Origin of the sequence: uncultured Stenotrophomonas sp., from assembly GCF_945952405.1 — a bacterium.
GTDB lineage: Bacteria > Pseudomonadota > Gammaproteobacteria > Xanthomonadales > Xanthomonadaceae > Stenotrophomonas.
In genome coordinates this window covers 22,160-38,176 of record NZ_CAMFIA010000014.1, presented here as the reverse complement: position 1 = coordinate 38,176, position 16,017 = coordinate 22,160, and the positions used below count along the sequence as shown (strand labels likewise).

At 69.7% G+C, this 16,017-nt stretch carries 12 protein-coding genes; 6 read left to right on the top strand and 6 right to left on the bottom strand.

The window, feature by feature from the left end:
- The first annotated feature begins 36 nt into the window (after positions 1-36).
- The 3 genes from rmuC (at position 37) to Q0P60_RS14475 (ending at position 2,732) form a co-directional block, all read left to right on the top strand.
- Complete coding sequence (rmuC, locus tag Q0P60_RS14485; protein WP_294994767.1) at positions 37-1,605, top strand: DNA recombination protein RmuC; 1,569 nt, start codon at positions 37-39, stop codon at positions 1,603-1,605.
- A gap of 61 nt (positions 1,606-1,666) precedes the next feature.
- Positions 1,667-2,050 carry a hypothetical protein gene (locus Q0P60_RS14480; protein WP_294994762.1) on the top strand — a complete coding sequence of 128 codons (384 nt, stop codon included), beginning with the start codon at positions 1,667-1,669 and terminating at the stop codon, positions 2,048-2,050.
- Between the two features lie 136 nt (positions 2,051-2,186).
- On the top strand, positions 2,187-2,732 hold the full coding sequence (locus Q0P60_RS14475) for a glutathione peroxidase (RefSeq protein ID WP_294994759.1): 546 nt from the start codon (positions 2,187-2,189) through the stop codon (positions 2,730-2,732).
- A gap of 84 nt (positions 2,733-2,816) precedes the next feature.
- On the opposite strand, the gene Q0P60_RS14470 is transcribed toward Q0P60_RS14475, so the two are convergent.
- From Q0P60_RS14470 to Q0P60_RS14445, 6 genes are read right to left on the bottom strand one after another with little or no spacing between them, the layout of a single operon-like run.
- Positions 2,817-3,833 carry a VacJ family lipoprotein gene (locus Q0P60_RS14470; protein ID WP_294994756.1) on the bottom strand — a complete coding sequence of 339 codons (1,017 nt, stop codon included), beginning with the start codon at positions 3,831-3,833 and terminating at the stop codon, positions 2,817-2,819.
- A 1-nt stretch (position 3,834) separates the two neighbouring features.
- Entirely contained in the window at positions 3,835-4,146 is a 312-nt protein-coding gene (locus Q0P60_RS14465; RefSeq protein ID WP_294994753.1) for an STAS domain-containing protein, read from the bottom strand.
- On the bottom strand, positions 4,136-4,798 hold the full coding sequence (locus Q0P60_RS14460) for an ABC transporter substrate-binding protein (protein ID WP_294994751.1): 663 nt from the start codon (positions 4,796-4,798) through the stop codon (positions 4,136-4,138). The genes Q0P60_RS14465 and Q0P60_RS14460 overlap by 11 nt, the downstream gene beginning before the upstream one ends.
- Positions 4,795-5,319: an outer membrane lipid asymmetry maintenance protein MlaD gene (gene mlaD, locus Q0P60_RS14455; RefSeq protein WP_294994748.1), complete on the bottom strand. Its 525-nt coding sequence runs from the start codon at positions 5,317-5,319 to the stop codon at positions 4,795-4,797. Before mlaD ends, Q0P60_RS14460 begins: the two co-directional genes overlap by 4 nt.
- A gap of 59 nt (positions 5,320-5,378) precedes the next feature.
- Positions 5,379-6,128 (bottom strand): MlaE family lipid ABC transporter permease subunit, encoded by a 750-nt coding sequence (locus Q0P60_RS14450; protein WP_005414955.1) that lies wholly within the window; start codon positions 6,126-6,128, stop codon positions 5,379-5,381.
- Positions 6,128-6,916: an ATP-binding cassette domain-containing protein gene (locus Q0P60_RS14445; protein WP_294994745.1), complete on the bottom strand. Its 789-nt coding sequence runs from the start codon at positions 6,914-6,916 to the stop codon at positions 6,128-6,130. Before Q0P60_RS14445 ends, Q0P60_RS14450 begins: the two co-directional genes overlap by 1 nt.
- A 189-nt stretch (positions 6,917-7,105) precedes the next feature.
- Here Q0P60_RS14445 and recC point away from each other — a divergent pair, with 189 nt between their 5' ends.
- From recC to recD, 3 genes are read left to right on the top strand one after another with little or no spacing between them, the layout of a single operon-like run.
- The gene (gene recC / locus Q0P60_RS14440) at positions 7,106-10,453 is read left to right on the top strand and encodes an exodeoxyribonuclease V subunit gamma (protein WP_294994741.1); all 3,348 of its coding nucleotides are present in this window, start codon (positions 7,106-7,108) and stop codon (positions 10,451-10,453) included.
- Positions 10,450-14,127, top strand: a complete 3,678-nt coding sequence (recB, locus tag Q0P60_RS14435; protein WP_294994738.1) for an exodeoxyribonuclease V subunit beta — start codon at positions 10,450-10,452, stop codon at positions 14,125-14,127. Before recC ends, recB begins: the two co-directional genes overlap by 4 nt.
- Positions 14,124-16,004, top strand: coding sequence for an exodeoxyribonuclease V subunit alpha (gene recD / locus Q0P60_RS14430; RefSeq protein WP_294994735.1), 1,881 nt, complete (start codon positions 14,124-14,126; stop codon positions 16,002-16,004). The genes recB and recD overlap by 4 nt, the downstream gene beginning before the upstream one ends.
- Positions 16,005-16,017: the final 13 nt, after the last annotated feature.

Sequence of the window (16,017 nt, the reverse complement as noted above, 5' to 3'; positions counted from 1 at the left end):
TGACCCAGACTAGCGCAGCGGGGCTAAACTGATGCCATGAATATCGAAGTCCTGATGATCCTGGCGGTGGTCCTGCTGCTGGCGACCCTGATCGCACTGTTGCTGCTGTGGCGTCGTACTCCTGGCAACGCAGCATCCAGCGATCTGCAGCGGCAGCTGGACAGCGAACGCGAACAGCATCGCCTCGCTCTGGTCGATGCCGGCCAGCTGCGCGGCCGCCTTGATGCGCTGGGCGCGGAACTGGAAAACGAGCGAGGCCGAAGCCAGCAGCACGCACAGGCGGTCACCACGCTGACCGCCCGGGTGGAGCGCGAAGCGGCACTGTCGGCCAGTCGCGAAGCACAGCTGGCCGAACGTGAAGCGGCCCTGGCGCAGGCGCGCGCTGCCGCTGCGGACATCAGCAGCGAGCTGCAGCAGGCGCAGCAGCGCTACCAGCAGCTGCACGGCGAACATGCCCGCGCGGTGGCCAATCTGCAGCACTCCGAACGGGCCAGTGCCGAACTGCGCAGCTATCTCGATACCGCCAAGGAAAAGCTGTCCGGCGCCTTCGCGGAACTGGCGGGCAAGGTGTTCGACGAACGCGGACAGCAGTTCGAGAAGAACGTGCGGCAGGCGACGGTGCAGTCGCGCGCGGATATCGAGGGGCTGCTCAAGCCATTCGCCGACAAGCTGGGTGATTTCCGCACTCGCGTCGATACCCTGTATGGCGAGGAAGCGCGCCAGCGCGCCAGCCTGCTGGGTGCGGTGGGCGAACTGAAGACGCTCAACCAGGACATGGCCGCGCAGGCATCGGCGCTGACCAATGCGCTGAAGGGCAATGCCAAGGTCCGCGGCGACTGGGGTGAACTGATGCTCGACAACGTACTGCGCGGATCGGGCCTGGAAGAGGGCGTGCACTACCAGCGGCAGAAGCATGCCGTGGATGACGATGGTGCGCGCCTGCGGCCGGACGTGGTGGTCCAGTTCCCTGACGAACGCAGCGTGGTGATCGACAGCAAGGTGAACCTGATCGCCTGGCAGGAAGCCATGAATGCCGCCACCCCGGAGCAGTCCGAAGACGCGCTGCGCCGGCACGCGGTTGCGCTGCGCCAGCATGTGAAGGATCTGGGCGAGAAGAACTATCCCAAGGCACTGGGCAGCGAGACGCTGGACATCACCATTGCCTTCGTTCCCATCGAGGGGGCCTTGTCGGCCGCACTGGGCGCGGACGGCAGCCTGCAGGCGTTCGCCTTCGACAACCGCGTGGTGTTCGCCTCGCCTAACACCCTGATGGCGTTGCTGCGCGTCGCCGAGCGGCTGTGGACGCGCGACAAGGTGCAGAAGCAGGCGCTGAAGATCAGTGAGGCCGGCGGTCTGGTGCTGGACGCATTGACCGGGTTCCTGAAGGACTTCAATGCCGTGGGCACCAAGCTGGACGATGCCGCCAAGGTCTATGCCGATGCGCGCAACCGCCTGATCGACTCGCCGCAGTCGGCCATCAGCCGCGCCCGCCGGCTTGCCGAACTGGGCAGCAAGGCCAAGCGCGCGCTGCCGCCGGAGCTGACGCCCGACCCGATGCAGCAGCTGGGCGCATCGGAGGACGATGAGGACGGCAATGCGGGCTGACACTTGCTGTGCACCTGTGCCTGGTTATGCTGGGCGCCCTGTGTCCGTGGCGGGTATCGAGATGCGCTTGCGCTCCTGTGCCGTTGTTGTCCTGGTTGCGTTGCTGGGGGCATGCAGCAGCGCGCCTCCGATCGCCGATACGGCAACGCCAACACCCGAAGCCAGCGAGGCCTATCGCGAAGCCCGCGACGTCGACTGCCAGGCGGCTGGCGGCACCCTGCAGCGGCTCGGCCGGCTGCAGCGCGAGCAGTGCGTGATTCCCTATGCCGACGCCGGCAGGAGCTGCAGCCGCAAGAGCGACTGCAGCGGCCAGTGCCTGGCCACGGGCGAGGTGACGGCCGGCAGCGCCGCCACCGGCACCTGCCAGCGCGATGCCAGCCAGACCTTCGGCTGCCGCCAGCGCATTGATGACGGCAAGGCGCAGGGCACGATCTGCGTGGACTGATGGTAGTGCCGGCCGCTGGCCGGCAGCCGCATGAATCGCCGGAAACGATCACCGCATTGCCGGTCCGTGGCCGGCGTCAGCGGCATCGCACGGCGCTATGCTGGTGGGCCATTCCCCGCTGTAGCCGGAGCCCCGCGTGAGTACCTCGATCCAGGATATTTCCCTCACCACCATCGACGGCCAGCCGTCCTCGCTTGCCGACTACCAGGGCAAGGTGCTGCTGCTGGTCAACGTCGCTTCCAAGTGCGGCCTGACCCCGCAGTACGAAGGCCTGCAGGCGCTGTATGCGGAAAAGCAGGCGCAGGGCCTGGAAGTGCTGGGCTTCCCCGCCAACAACTTCCTCGGCCAGGAGCCGGGCAGCGAGGCGGAGATCCAGCAGTTCTGCCAGCTCACCTACGATGTCAGCTTCCCGATGTTCTCCAAGATCAGCGTGGCCGGTGATGACACCCACCCGCTGTACCAGCAGCTGACCGCCGCGCAGCCGCAGTCGATCGGCGAAGGCCCGCTGCGCGAGCGCCTGTCCAGCAAGGAGATCCCGATCCATCCGGCACCGGCGGTGCTGTGGAACTTCGAGAAGTTCCTGGTCGGCCGCGACGGCAAGGTCATCGCCCGTTTCGCCCCGGACGTGGCTGCCGACGATGCGCGCCTGCGCGAAGCCATCGAGGCCGCACTGGCGGCCTGAGGAAAGCGTGCCAGCCCAGGTTGGCACCCGCCGGAAAAGAAAAACCCCGCCGAGGCGGGGTTTTTCATGCGCCGATGAGCGGGCTCAGTGGCTCCACTGCGGCATCGGCATCGCATCGACCGGGATCGGCGAATTGGCATCGTCGTGGCCACGATCGCGCTTGCTGCGCAGATCGTTCTCGATCTGGTAGTTGCGGCGCTGCATCCACGCGTCGCGCACCAGCGAGTACTCGTCCACGGCAGTGTCGCGAAGATCGTCGATCGCCAGCAGCTGCGCGCGGGTATCGACCAGCTGCAGGCCCTGCAGGCCGATGCGGACCTTGTCGTCCTCGATGCGGCGGATCGGCGACAGCGGGATGTCCCCGGCCAGGCCGAACACATCGCGCACGGTACGCGGGCCGAAGAACGGCAGCTCCACGTAACGCGAACGACGCCAGCCCCAGACACCCAGGGTCTGGCCGAAATCTTCATTGCGACGCGGCACCATCGCCTTGCTGGCCGGATCGAACAGGCCGCCGACACCCAGCGTGCTGTTCATCAGGAAGCGGCCCAGGCTGTCCCAGGCGTCGGCACCACGGCCCTGCAGCAGCTGGTTGGTGATGGTCACCGGAGCGCGCAGGTTGCTGAAGAAGTTGCTGACGCCGGTACGGGCGAAGCGCGGCACCACGTGGGTATAGGCCGTCGCCAGCGGACGGGCGATGCCGCGGTCGACCGCGTTGTTGAAGCTGTGCACCTTGCGGTTGAACGGTTCCCACGGATCGTAGGCCGCGGTATTGCTGGTGTTGCCAGGACCACCGTAGAGGGCGTCGAAGTCATCGTCGCCGCCGGCTGCGGTGGCCGCTGCGGTCTTCGCCGCATCGGCATCGGTGGGTACGGCCGGCGTGGCCGGCGACGGTGCCGCGGCAACCGGCGCCTGCGCCACCGGAGCGGCCACGGCCGCATCGGCCGTGCCGCTGTCGGCAACCGTCGTAGGGGCTTCGGCAGCAGCAGTGGCCGGGACCACGGTGCTGGTTGCCGGTGCATCGCTGCGCGCGGGCTTGCCGGCACAGGCGGTCAAGGCGGTGGCCAGGACAATCAGGGGGAGAGTGCGTACGACGTTCATGTCAGCTCGCAGCAGAAGTTGCGTTGAAATCCAGGTCGGGCGACAGCCGGTAGGCCGCGCTCAGTTCGTTGTAGCCTGCCGGGGCGCCGGAAATCGCCAGCGGGTGACCGGCCTTGCGCGCACGCGCCGCCAGCTCGGCCAGCAGGGCCAGGCCGGCGCTGTCCACGCGTTCGACCTCGCCCAGCTCCAGCCGTGACAGCTGCGCCGGCAGGGCCTGCAGCTGCGGCCACAGCGCGATCACCGCGGCACGGTCGAGCACCCCGCGCAGGCGCAGGGTGTCGCCTTCCAGCAGTGCCAGTGCGTTACTTGCCATTGCCCGCGGGCCCGGCCTGCATGCTGCCGCTGTGCAGCTCGCTGGCCACCTGCTTGATGCCCTTCTGGCGCAGCGGGGTGTCGAACTGGTTGCGGAAGGTCTGCACGTAGGAGATGCCTTCGATGTTGACGTCGAAGATCTTCCACTGGCCGTTGACGTTGCGCATCCAGTACTCGACCGGGGTCGGCTCGCTGCCGGCGCGCACCAGCTCGGTGCTCACGCGCACGCCGCGGTTGCCCGGCAGCGGGCTTTCGCCCTTCAGGCGGAAGCTCGGCTTGCCCTGGATGTTGAGCAGGGTCGAGCCGTAGCGCTGCATCAGGCTGTCGGCCATGGCATCGGCGAACAGCTTGATGTCGGCATCCGAAGCGCCGCGGGCGTGCGGGCCCAGCACCAGGCGGGCCGCGTAATCGCGGTCGAAGGTACGGTTCAGTTCACTGTCGATGTAGTTGCGCAGGCTGGTCGGGTTGCTGCCGAACTCGCCCTTGCGCTGCTGCAGGGTGGTGAGGATCCGCGTGCTGGCATCGATCACCACCTTGCCGGCCTGGCCCTGGGTCGCGGCAGCGGCCGGAGCGGCGGCCTGGGCCTGGGCCAGGAACGGAGTGGCTGCAAGCAGTGCCGAGGCGAGCAGGGCCGGGATCAGTTTCATCTTCATGGTTGCGGTTCCGTTGCAGGCGCCTGCGCGCCATCGTTGGGCTTCTGGCCTGCGCCACCACCGGCGCCGCCACTGAACATGTACTTGCCGACCAGCTGGATCAGGTCCACGGCCGGCTGGGTGAAGACGATCTCGTCGCCGGCCTTCAGCACGTCCGGATCACCACCCGGCTGCAGACCGATATAGCTCTCGCCGAGCAAACCACTGGTGAAGATGCCGGCCGAGGTATCCGCCGGCAGGTCCTTGACCTTGCTGTCCATGCGCAGGGTGACGATGGACTCGAACTTCACCGGGTCCAGGTCGATCGAGGCGACCTGGCCGACGGTGACGCCGCCGATCTTCACCGGCGCCTGCTTGCGCAGCTGGCCGACCTGGGAGAAGCGCGCCTTCAGCTCGTAGCCTTGGCTGCCCCAGCTCCAGCGCTGGTTGGTCGAGGCCACGGCCAGCACCAGCAGCGACGCCAGGGCCAGCAGCAGGAATGCGCCGACGGAGAATTCGAGTCTGGGACCGCGGATGGCCATGTGGATTACCTGATCGAGTCGTTGTGGCCGCGCGCGCCTGCGCACCGCCGGTGGAGGGGTTAGGTGAACAACATTGCCGACAGCACGAAGTTGAACATCAGCACCAGCAGCGAGGCGTTGACCACCGCACGGGTGGTCGCCACCGAGGTGCCCTCGATGGTCGGCTCGGCATGGAAGCCAACGTAGGCGGCAACCAGCGCGGCGGTGCCGCCGAAGATCGCCGACTTCAGCATCGCCACGCCGAAGTCATCCCAGAAGTCCACGCTGTTGCGCAGCGCCGACCAGAACACGCCGTTGTCCAGGCCCAGCACATGCACCGCTTCGAAGTAGCTGGCGCTGATCGCCAGCGAGCAGAAGATGCCGGTCAGCAGTGGCACGGTCAGCACCGCCGCCCAGAAGCGCGGCGCCACCGCCTTGGCCACCGGGTCGATCGCCATCAATTCCAGCGCCTTGATCTGGTCGGTGGCGCGCATCAGGCCCAGCTCGGCGGCGATCGAGCTGCCGGCGCGGCCGATGAACAGCAGCGCGGTCAGCACCGGTGCCAGCTCGCGGTACAGCGACAGCCCGAGCAGGGTCGACAACGCGTCGGCCGCACCGAAGGTGGTCAGCGTGCGGTAGCCCTGCAGGGTCAGTACCAGGCCGACGAAGGCACCACCGACGGCGATGATCGGCAGCGAGCGCGCACCGATCTTGTAGATCTCGCGGGTCAGCTCGGCGAGGAAATCACGGGTCGGCAGCGAACCGCGCAGCACGGTCAGCGAGAACAGGCCGGCGCGGCCCAGCGAACGGGTGGCTTGGACGAACGGCATCAGGCGACCCTCGCGCGCGGCGCGGCATCGAACGGGATGGGGCCATCGGGCTGGCCGTGCAGGAACTGCCGCAGCAGCGGGTCCTGGCTGGACTGCAGCGCTTCGGGCGAGCCCTGGAACACGATGCCGCCATTGGCGATCGCGATCACCTGGTCGCAGATCGGCAGGGTCTCGTGCACGTGGTGGCTGACGATGATGCTGGTCAGGCCCAGGCTGTGGTTGAGGCGCTGGATCAGGCTCATGATCACGCCCGAGGCGATCGGGTCCAGCCCGGTCAGCGGCTCGTCGTAGATCATCAACGGCGGGTCCAGGGCCAGCGCGCGGGCCAGCGCCACGCGCCGTGCCATGCCGCCGGACAGCTCGCGCGGCCAGGCGTCGGCGGCGGCCAGCAGGCCCACCGCATGCAGCTTCATCTCCACCAGCCGGCGCAGCACGGCGGTCGGCAGGCGGGTATGCGTACGCAGCGGCAGCGCGACGTTCTCGGCCACGGTGAGGTCGGTCAGCAGGCCATTGCCCTGCAGCAGTACGCCCACGCTCTTGCGCATCTCCAGCAGCGCGCCGCTGTCATGCGGAATCGGCTTGCCGAACAGGGTGACTTCGCCGGCGACCGGGCGCAGTTCGCCGGTCAGCGCCGCCAGCAGGGTCGATTTGCCGCTGCCGGAGGGACCGAGCACGGCGGTGATGCTGCCCTTGGGCACCTGCAGCGACACATCGCGCAGGATCGTGCGCCCGCTCCGGTCGATGCGGACGTTGGACAACTGCACCAGACTGGAAGTGGAAGCCGACATGGGCACCATTAACGTTTTTTAGACATCGAAGGATCGGGCCCGTCGGCTGAACATAAGCAGACTGGACGGTGCAGTATTGTGGCACGGCGGGAACCGGGCCAGGCCGGGACAATCGGCCGGTTGCCCGGAACAATCCGTACCGGTAATGGTCCGGCCATTGAATACTGCCTGCGCTGCTGCACACTGTGCATGATGAGTGACCCAGGCAGCGATTTCCGCCTCTACCATTCCAACTCCCTGGACGTGCTGGCCGCGCTGCTGGCACGCAACGTGCGCGCGCCCGTCGCCGGCCAGCCGCTGTTGGCACCGGAGGTGGTGCTGATCCCGCAGGTGGCGATGCGGCGTTGGCTGCAAGCGACACTGGCGGCCGAATTCGGTGTCGCCGCCAACCTGGAATTCCTCACCCCGGGCGAGTTCGTGGCGCGCGCGCTGAAGGCCAACGTCAGCGGCGAGCAGGACGACCTGGATGCCGCCGGCCTGCACTGGAAGCTGTACCAGGCACTGCGCGATCCGGCCCTGCTGGCGCAGCCGCCGATGCGTGCGCTGCAGTCCTACCTTGCCGGTGCCGACGCCCTGAAGCCCTGGGCGTTGGCCGGCGAGCTGGCCTCGGTGTTCGAGAAGTACCAGGCCTGGCGCCGTGACTGGTTGCTGCGCTGGGCGGCCGGCGCCGATCCGGCCGATCCGCAGGCGATCCTGTGGCGCGCCGTCACCCACGGCCACGACTACCGTGCGCGTCGCATCCAGGAGTACCTGGACCGCTTCGAAGGCGCTGGCCAGCCGTTGCCGCAGGGCTTGCCGCTGCGCATGTCCGCGTTCGCAACGCTCAACATCTCGCCCGACGTGCTGCGGGTGATGGCCACCCAGGCGCGGGTGGGCGAGCTGCACTTCTACATGCCCACCCCGGTGCAGTCGTACTGGGGCGACCTGCAGACCCTGGCCGAGCGCCTGCGCAGTGGCGCCCCCGATCCATTCGGTGAAGCGGCCGGCGAGAACCGCCTGCTGGAAGCCTGGGGCGCGGCCGGCCGCGACTTCATGGCGGTGCTGGGCAGCTACGAAGTGGTGCACCCGGCCGGCGAGATCGCCGCGTACTCCGATCCGGAACAGGACACCCGGCCGACGATGGCCGAAGGCGGCCTGTCCGACAGCCTGCTGCATCGGCTGCAGCGCGACCTGTTCCACCGCCGCGCGCTGCCTTCCGGCGAGCTGCGCGACGGCCTGCACGGCGGCGACCCGAGCCTGCAGGTGCATGCCTGCCATACCCGCCTGCGTGAGCTGCAGGTGCTGCACGACCAGCTGCGCAGCCTGCTGCAGGACCCGCGCTTCGACCCGCCGCTGCAGGCACGCGAGATCGCCGTGCTGGCACCGGACATCGATCCCTACGTGCCGTACCTGGAAGCGGTGTTCGGTGGCCGTGGCGGCGACGAGGAGCACATTCCGTATGCACTGGCCGACAGCAGCCCGCTGGCGGGAGAGCCGCTGGCCGATGTGTTCGTGCACCTGCTGGGCCTGCCGGTCTCGCGCTTCGGCCTGAACGAAGTGCTGGACCTGCTGGCCAGTGCCCCGCTGGCCGAAGCGGCGGGCCTGGAAGCAGTGGATTTCGACCGCCTGCATGGCTGGCTGCAGCAGGCCGGTGCGCGCTGGGGGCTGGATGCCAGGCACCGCGACCAGCACCAGGCACCGGCCGACGATGCCTACACCTGGCAGTTCGCGCTGGACCGGCTGGTGCTCGGCCACGCCACCGGCAGCGAGGCCGACCTGGCCGGCGTGGCACCGTGGATCGAACTGGAAGGGGGCGCGCTGGACGCGCTGGACCGGCTGCTGCGCCTGCTGCGCGTGCTGGCCATCTACCAGCGCCGCCTCGGCGAGCTGCTGACTCCCGCACAGTGGCGCCAGCGCCTGCTGTCGCTGCTGGAAGCGCTGCTGCCGACCGCACCCAGCTCGCCCAACAGCCAGCGCGCACTGGAGCGCCTGCGCAAGCTGCTCAACCAGTTCGCCGAAGATGCCGGCAAGGCCGGCTTCGAGCAGGGCGTGCCGCCCGAGGTGGTGCGCGCGCACTTCGCCGGCGCGCTGGGCGAAGCCGACACCCGCGCACCGCTGCTGACCGGTGGCATCAGCTTCGGCCGCATGGTGCCGATGCGCCTGCTGCCGTTCCGGGTGATCTGCGTGCTCGGCCTCAATGATGGTGATTTCCCGCGGCGCGACCCGGCCGCCGGCCTCAACCAGCTCACCGCCGAGCTGGACACCCCGCGCCGCCGTCCGGGCGACCGCTCCACCCGCGAGGACGACCGCTTCCTGTTCCTGCAGCTGTTCGCCGCCGCGCAGGATGTGTTCTATCTCAGCTACCTCGGTGCCGATCCGCGCGATGGCAGCGTGCGCGAGCCGTCGGTACTGGTCAGCGAACTGATCGATGCCGCCGCCGTGTACCACCGCGATCCCGCTGCCGCCAGCGCAGGGTTCATCGTGCGCCACGCGCTGCAGCCGTTCTCGCCGGCAGCGTTCGGCGATGGCGATCCGCGCCGTTTCAGCTATCGCCGGCAGTGGCATCCGGCGGCGGGCCGCCTTACCGGCCAGCGCGGCGGTCTGCTGCCCTGGTTCGATGCACCGTTGCCGCCACCGCGCGACGACGTGGTGGAGGATGAGCTCGCACTCGATACGCTGCGCCGTTTCCTGTGTGACCCGGCCGGGCAGTTCCTGGCGCAGTCGCTGGGCCTGCGCCTGGCCGATGAAGTGGAGGAGGCCGACGACCTGGAGCCGCTGGTGCTGTCGTCGCGCGGCCCGGAAAAGCGCAGTGTGCAGGCGGCTGTCGTACGCGCCACGCTCACCGGCGATACCGAACCGCTGTACCCGCGCCTGCGCGCCCGTGGCCTGCTGCCGTCCGGCGCGCTGGGCCAGCGCCAGTTCGAAGCCGAACAGCTGAAGACGCGTCCCTATGCCAGCGCGCTGCTGGCCTGGATGCAGGGCGAACCGCTGGAAAGCCGCCGCTATGAGGTGGAGATCGACGGTGTGCGCCTGCATGGCCGGGTGGCCGACCGGCATCCCGAAGGGCTGGTGCGCCTGCGTGCCGGCACCCTCAATGGCAATGCGGTGATCCGCCAGGGCCTGGATTGGCTATTGGCCAACGCCGCCGGCGACGCGCTGCCGCTGGTGCAGTTCCACGATGGTGGTGATGCCGGGCCCGGCCCGCATGTGCTGCCTGCGTTGAGCGCTGCCAGCGCACGCGCCGCGCTGCGCGCGCTGCTGCAGCTGCGCCAGCGCGGCCTGCGCGAACCGCTGCGTTTTGCCCCGTATACCGGCTGGGTGCTGTACAGCACGACCGGCGACAAGCAGCGCAGCGAAGGCTGGAAGCAATGGCATGGCAGCGATCGCAGCTGGGGTGAAGCCAGCAGTGACGCCTGGCAGCTGCTGCTGCGCGGTGCCGACCCGTTCGCCACCGACGCCAGCTATGCCGACCTGCTGCGCAACAGCCAGGTGGTCTTCAGCGCCGTGCGCGAAGGCCGCAGCCTGGGCGCCGAAGCCGTGCAGGAGGGCAGCGCATGAACACCGCCATCGCAGACGAGGGAATCCAGCGCATGGCCGGCGATCCCTACCTGGCCCTGCCGCTGGACGGCATCCGCCTGATCGAGGCCAGCGCCGGCACCGGCAAGACCTTCACCCTGGCTACGCTGTTCACCCGGCTGGTGGTGGAGCAGGGCCTGCGCATCGGCCAGATCCTGGCGGTGACCTTTACCGATGCCGCCACCCAGGAGCTGCGCAAGCGCATCCGCGAGCGGCTGGCGCTGGCCGCGCGCCTGGTCGATCTGGAACCGGGCGAGGATGAAGCGCCGGATCTACGGCTGACCCGCGAGGTGCTGCAGCGCCACCTGCAGGCGGGCAACGAGAGCGCGGCGGCACTGAAGCGCCGGCTGCAGGTGGCCGCCGACGAGATCGACCTGGCCGCGATCTTCACCATCCATGGATTCTGCACCCGCGTACTGCGCGAACACGCGCTGGAAAGCGGCCATACCTTCGATCCGCCGGAGCTGCTGGCCAGCGACCGCGAACTGCTGGAGGAACTGGCGGCCGACCTGTGGCGCGTGCACGCCAATGACCCGGCCACGCTGGAGCCGCTCACCTGGCTGTGGTCCAGCCCGGATGCACTGGCCGCCGACCTGCGCGCGCTGCTGGCCGCACCCCCGCTGCATCCATTGCCGCAGCCGGTGGCGCTGGCCGATCCGCACCCGGCGTTGCAGAGCGCGGCGGAAGCACTGTCGGCAAGCGTGCGCGAGCATGGCGAGCAGTTCTTCATCGACCTCTGCGATGCGGTCGACAACAAGTGGATCAACGGGGTGTCCTACAAGCTGGGCTGGCTGCATCCGCTGGGCCGGCAACTGCTGGCCTGGGCCGGGCGCGCCGATCCGCGCGAGTTGCTGGCCAGCGAGCGCCTGCCGGCGCTGCTGCCGGAGGTGCTGGCCGACAAGACCAACAAGAAATTCCCCGATCGCACACCGTCTTCGCCATTGCAGGCACCGTTGGCGCGCTATGTCACGCTGCTGGCCGAGCGCGAGGCCTGGCTGCGCGGCACCGCGCTGAACTTCCTGCACGCCCTGCGCGAGGAGGCCCGCCAGCGCCTGCAGGCGCTGAAACGCACGCGCCGGGTACAGACCTACGACGACCTGATCGATGGCGTGGCGTTGGCCCTGGAGGGGGCGCAGCGGCAGCTGCTGGTCAAGCAGCTGCGCGCGCAGTACCGCATCGCGCTGGTCGACGAGTTCCAGGACACCGACGACCGCCAATGGGGCATCTTCAACACCGTCTTCGGTGATTCGCCGGAGGTGCGCGAGCTGGGCCTGGCACCGGCCCTGTTCCTGATTGGTGACCCCAAGCAGGCGATCTACGGTTTCCGCGGTGGCGACATCCACACCTACCTGAAGGCCAAGCAGGCGGCGCAGCAGGCACCGGCGCTGGACCAGAACTTCCGTTCACGCCCGGCAGTGCTGCGTGCGCTGCAGGCGCTGTACGACAACGGCGGCGAGGAGGCGTTCCTCGAACGCGACATCCAGTTCGAGCCGGTGCGTCCCGGCGGCGTGCGCAGGGATGACGACTACCTGCGCGACGGCCAGGCGGCCGCGGCGCTGACCCTGCGCGTGCTGCGCAGTGGCGGCGACAAGGCGATGGGCGCCGATGCCTCGCGCGAGGCCGCGACCCGGGCCTGCGTGGCCGCGATCCACCAGACCCTGGTGGATGCACGCGCCGGTCGTGCCGTGCTGCGCGGGCGGCCGCTGCAGCCGGGTGACATCGCGGTACTGGTGCGCTCGCACCGTGAGGCCACCCTGGTGCAGCGCGCGCTGGCGGCGGTCGGCATTCCGGCGGTGGCGGCCGGCAAGCAGAGCCTGTTCGCCACCAGCGAGGCGCGCGACCTGCGTGCGTTGTTGCTGGCGCTGCTGCAGCCGGCCGACGAGGGCCGCCTGCGTGCCGCGCTGGCCAGCGTGCTGCTCGGCCAGCGCGCGAGTGCGATCGCGGCGATGGAGCATGAAGGAGATCTGCAGCGCGGTTTCCAGACGCAGCTGCTGCACTGGCGCGAGCGCTGGCAACGCGGCGGCCCGTTCGCGGTCATCGCCGACGTCTGTGCCGAACAGGGTGAGCGCCTGCTCGCGCTGATCGACGGCGAGCGCCGGCTGACCAATTACCTGCAGCTGGGCGAACTGCTGCAGGAGGCCTCGGCGCAGGCGCTGGGCATGCATGGCCTGCTGGACTGGCTGCAGGGGCAGATGGCCAGCGCCGACCAGGACGACGAGCAGCAGCTGCTGCGCCTGGAATCGGATGCGCGCCGCGTGCAGATCATCACCCTGCACAAGAGCAAGGGCCTGGAGTACCCGCTGGTGTTCCTGCCCTTCATCGGCATCGACGGCGGCGCACCGAACACCGCATCGCACTGCACCGTGCACGTCGGTGGGCAGCGCCAGCTGCACTGGAAGCTGGACCGCGACGAGGCCTGGGAAAGTGCCAGCAGCCAGCGCGACCGCGAGCAGCGCGCCGAGGATGCGCGCCTGCTGTATGTCGGCCTCACCCGTGCCGAGCACGCGCTGTGGATCGCCGTTGGCGATCTCGCCGGGCTCGGCCGCACCCGCTTGGCGCCCCTGCTGGGCGACCTGCAGGCGCTGCGTACGCACGCTGATGTACACGTCGACGACGGCGAGGCCGGTGCCGAGCTGCCGCCGCTTGCCGCGGAAGTGGAAGGCGAGCTGCCGGCGGTGCGCGCGCTGACCCGGCGCGTGCCGCACGACTGGTGGGTGTACAGCTTCACCCAGCTGGCGCATGCCGACGCCGGCGCCGGCAGCGATATCGAAGCGGCCGCCACCGAACTTCCGGCGCCGGCCGCCGACGAACCTGCCGGCCCCGAGCTGCCGCTGGAACCGGCGCTGCCGGAGCCCGCGGCTGCCGAAGACGCTGCACCGATCGATCCGCGCTTCATGGGCAGCCGATTCGGCAACGTGCTGCACGAAGCGATGGAGAACGTCGACTTCGCCGCCTGGGCCGACTGGCAGCCGGGCCAGCAGGCGCCGGACGGGCAGGCCCAGGTGCTGCGCAAGGCCCTGCACGACGAAGGCTATGCCGACGCCGACCTGGACGAGGGGGTGGCCGTGCTGGTGCCGCTGGTCGGCCATACGCTGACCGTGCCGCTGCCCGAAGGCGGTGCGCTGCACAGCCTGGCTGAAGGCGAGCGCCGCGCCGAAATCGACTTCCACTTCGCCATCGAGGCGACCGCCGTGCCGGCGCTGCTGCAGGTCCTGCACGCCCATGGCGTGTCCAGTGCGCGCCGCGGCTTCGGCCAGCGGCGCCGGCTGGAAGGGCTGATGACCGGCATGATCGACCTGACCTACGTGCGCGATGGCCGTTGGTACGTGCTCGACTACAAATCCAACCGCCTGCCCGGCTACAGCCCGGACCTGCTGGCCGTTGCCATGCGCCACAGCGAGTACGACCTGCAGGCGCTGATCTACACCGTGGCCCTGCATCGCTGGCTGCGCTTCCGCCTTGGCGCGGGCTACGACTACGAGCGCGACATGGGCGGGATCCGCTACCTGTTCTGCCGCGGCCTGGATGCGGCCGGCAACGGCGTGCATGTGGATCGTTTCCCGTTGGCGCTGGTGGATGCGCTGGATGCCTTGTTCGCCGGTGGCGAACAGGCCCAGGCCGAACTGGCCGCGCGTGCCCGTGGAGCCAGCGCATGAGCCTGCTGAAGGAGCTGTACCAGAAGGGCCAGCTGCGCACCCTCGACCACGCCCTGGCCACCAGCCTGCAGCGGCTGCGCGAGGATACTCCGGACAACGTGGCGTTGGCCGCCGCCCTGGCATCGCTGGCGGTGTCGCAGGGCCATGCCGGTTTCGATCCGGCGCAGCCGCAACGCCTGCTGGAAGGGGAACCGCTGCTGCCTGACCCGCAGCAGTGGCTGCAACAGCTGCGCGCGTCGCCCTGGGTGGCCACGCCGGAGCAGCCGGAGGCGGTTGCTGCCGATGCGCCGCTGGTGCTGGAGAACGGCCTGCTCTACCTGCGGCGCTATCGCGAGTACGAACGCCAGCTGGCGGCCGGCCTGCAACGCATCGGCCGGCATCCGCTGCCGCCGCCGGACTTGGCCGCGCTGGCGCCGCTGTTCTCGCGCCTGTTCCCGCAGGCCCGCGACAGCGAGGACCACCAGGCACGTGCGGCCGGCGTGACGCTGCGCCATCCGTTGGCGCTGGTCACCGGCGGCCCCGGTACCGGCAAGACCACCACCATCGCACGCCTGTTGCTGCTGCTCGCCGCGCAGGCCCTGCAGGCCCGCCAGCCGCTGCCCAGGGTGGCGCTGGCCGCACCCACCGGGCGTGCCGCCGAGCGCATGGCCGAGAGCCTGCGCCTGGCCGTGCAGCGCCTGCAGCAGGAGGGCCTGGACCCGGCGCTGTGCGCCGCATTGCCTGCCACCGGCACCACCCTGCATCGCCTGCTCGGGGTGATTCCCGATTCACCGCGCTTCCGCCATCACGCCGACAACCCGCTGCCGGTGGATGTAGTGGTGGTCGACGAAGCCTCGATGATCGATCTGCCGATGATGGCCAAGCTGGTCGATGCGATCGCCAGTGGCACCCGCCTGATCCTGCTCGGCGACCCCGACCAGCTGCCCTCGGTTGAGGCCGGCGACGTGCTCAGCGCGATCCTGCGTGCCAGCGGCGATGGCATCGGCACCCGCGCCGACGATGCCCACGCCCTGCAAGGGCTGCTGGCTGCGGCCACGTTGCAGCCGCAGGCCACAGCGCGTGCCTTCGCCGGCCGTCGCGTGCAGCTGCAGCGCGGTTACCGGCAGAGCGCGGCACTGGACCTGGCACCGCTGGCGCATGCCGTGCGCGAGGGTGACAGTGCCAGCGCACTGCGGCTGCTGCGTGCGGGCGGACTGGCCGGCGTGCAGTTCCACGAGGGCGAGGCCGATCCCCTGCGTGGCCAGCGCGAGCACCTGCTCGATCACTGGCGCGCGCTGGCCGACGCCGCCGACCCGGTGCAGGCGTTGCAGCAGGCTGGTCGCCTGCGCGTGCTGACCGCGCTGCGTGAAGGCCCGCAGGGTGCGCGCGGCCTCAACAGCCGCATCGAACAGCTGCTGGCCGGTACCACGCCGGGCTACTTCCAGGGGCGCCTGTTGCTGATCACCGAAAACAGCTACCGGCACCGCCTGTTCAATGGCGATATCGGTATCTGCCTGCGTGATGGCAGCGGTGCGATGGTGGCCTGGTTCGCCGGCGACAGCGTCGATCAACCGCGCGCCTTCCACCCGGCCGCATTGCCGGCGCATGAAAGCGCCTTCGCGATGACGGTGCACAAGGCGCAGGGCTCGGAGTTCGACGAAGTGTGGTTGCAGCTGCCGCGGCAGGACAGCCGCGTGCTGTCGCGCGAGCTGGTCTATACCGGGCTGACCCGCGCCCGCCAGGTCCTGCACGTGGCCGGCAGTGCCGAGGTGCTGCAGTCGGCACTGAAGCGCCACGCCAGCCGCCTGGGGGGCCTGGCCTGGCGGCTGGGTGCCGAAGCGCTGGCCGAACCGCCGCCACGCAGCGAACAGCCCACGCTGCAGGGCACGTTGTTCTGATCGCCAGATCCGG